Raw genomic sequence first — 2,112 nt, 5'->3', positions numbered from 1 at the left:
AAATGGACTTATCAAAATATTGCTCAGATGCGGCATCAATTGCAGCAGTTAGGGCTTTCAATTGACTGGAACCGCGAAGTTGCTACCTGTTCTCCCGATTATTACAAGTGGACTCAGTGGATCTTCTTGCAGTTTTTAAAAGCCGGACTGGCTTACCAAAAAGAAGCCGCCGTTAATTGGGACCCCATCGACCAGACGGTGCTGGCAAATGAACAAGTCGATAGCGAGGGCAAATCTTGGCGTTCCGGTGCTAAAGTCGAACGGAAAATGTTGCGGCAGTGGTTCCTGAAAATTACCGACTACGCCGAGCAATTGCTCAACGATTTGGACAAATTGAGCGGATGGCCCGATCGAGTCAAGTTGATGCAGGCGAACTGGATTGGTAAATCCACTGGCGCTTACCTAGAATTTCCGATTGTCGGGTTGGATGAGAAAATCGGTGTTTTCACCACCCGTCCCGATACCGTCTATGGCGTGACTTACGTGGTGCTAGCGCCAGAACATCCTTTGACTGCCAAAGTGACGACTCCAGATCAAAAAGAGGCGGTAGAAGTATTTATCCAAGAAGTAGCCCAAGAAAGCGAATTGGAACGCACCGCAGAGGATAAGCCAAAACGCGGTATTCCGACTGGCGGGAAGGCGATGAATCCTTTTACAGGCGAAGAGATTCCCATCTGGATTGCCGACTACGTGTTGTACGAGTACGGAACTGGCGCAGTGATGGGTGTTCCAGCCCACGATACGCGGGACTTCCGGTTTGCTAAGGAGCAGAATCTCCCCATTCAGGTTGTAATTGTGCCGCCAGGGGATGATGTAGAGACGGGAAATTTCGGGTCTCTACAGCAGGCTTATACCGAACCAGGAATTGTGGTGAATTCAGACCAATTTAATGGGATGGATTCAACGGAAGCGAAAACAGCGATTGTTCAATACGCAGAAACACAGGGTTGGGGGAAAGCGCGGGTGCAGTATCGCTTGCGGGATTGGTTAATTTCGCGGCAACGCTATTGGGGGGCACCCATCCCGGCAATTCACTGTCCCAACTGCGGTACGGTGCCGGTGCCGGATGAAGACTTGCCGGTTCGATTGCCGGAAGAGGTAGAATTCACGGGTCGCGGGGCGTCTCCGTTGGCTCAGATGGAAGCTTTTGTTAATGTTCCTTGTCCCTCTTGCGGCACCCCAGCCAAGCGGGAGACGGACACGATGGATACATTTATTGATTCGTCGTGGTATTTCTTGCGCTATCCCGATGCCAAAAACGAACAGCACGTTTTTGATCCCGCAAAAACCAATGACTGGATGCCCGTAGACCAGTATGTGGGCGGGATTGAACACGCGATTTTGCACTTGTTATACTCGCGGTTTTTTACCAAGGTTTTGAGAGACTGCGGTCTTTTAAACTTCGACGAACCCTTCCAACGCCTACTAACTCAGGGCATGGTGCAGGGCACTACTTACAAAAATCCTGTCACTGACAAATACATTCCAGGGGCACAGGTAGACCCAGCCGATCCAAAAGACCCAGAAACGGGCGAACCGTTGCAAGTCTTCTATGAAAAGATGTCCAAGTCGAAGTACAACGGCATCGATCCAGAGGAAGTCCTCGCCAAGTACGGGGCAGATACAGCGCGGATGTTTATCTTGTTCAAGGCACCCCCAGAAAAAGATTTGGAATGGGATGATGCCGACGTTGAAGGACAATTTCGCTTCCTCAACCGCGTCTGGCGACTGGTGGCAGAATTTGTCGCACAGAGTCCCTCTAGCTCCCCTGACAAAGGCGGGGAGATGAATAAGGGCGAAAAAGACTTGCGACGGGCAATTCACGGTGCGATTCAAGCCGTTACGGAAGATTTAGAAGGCGAGTATCAATTCAATACAGCAATTTCCGAGTTAATGAAGTTGAGCAATGCTTTAGCTGACGCCAAATGCAAAGACTCGCCAGTATATGCCGAAGGGATAGAAACTCTGATTCACTTGATGGCTCCCTTTGCCCCTCACATTGCTGAAGAACTGTGGCACACAATCGGTCACAGCGATTCGGTACACACCCAAACTTGGCCTACCGTCGATCCGGCTGCCTTAGTGGTTGATGAAATCACGCTGGTGATTCAA

The 2,112-nt window shown here is 50.4% G+C and carries 1 protein-coding gene; it reads left to right on the top strand.

The window, feature by feature from the left end; all coding sequences use genetic code 11:
* Positions 1 to 2,112: leucine--tRNA ligase (gene leuS, locus H6F50_RS00005; RefSeq protein WP_190424871.1), on the top strand; the 2,112-nt coding region annotated here is incomplete at both ends.

Source organism: Coleofasciculus sp. FACHB-712 (assembly GCF_014695635.1).
Classification (GTDB): Bacteria; Cyanobacteriota; Cyanobacteriia; order Cyanobacteriales; family FACHB-T130; genus FACHB-T130.
Note: the sequence above shows the minus strand (reverse complement) of the source record. Positions and strands in the feature narration are given on the sequence as shown.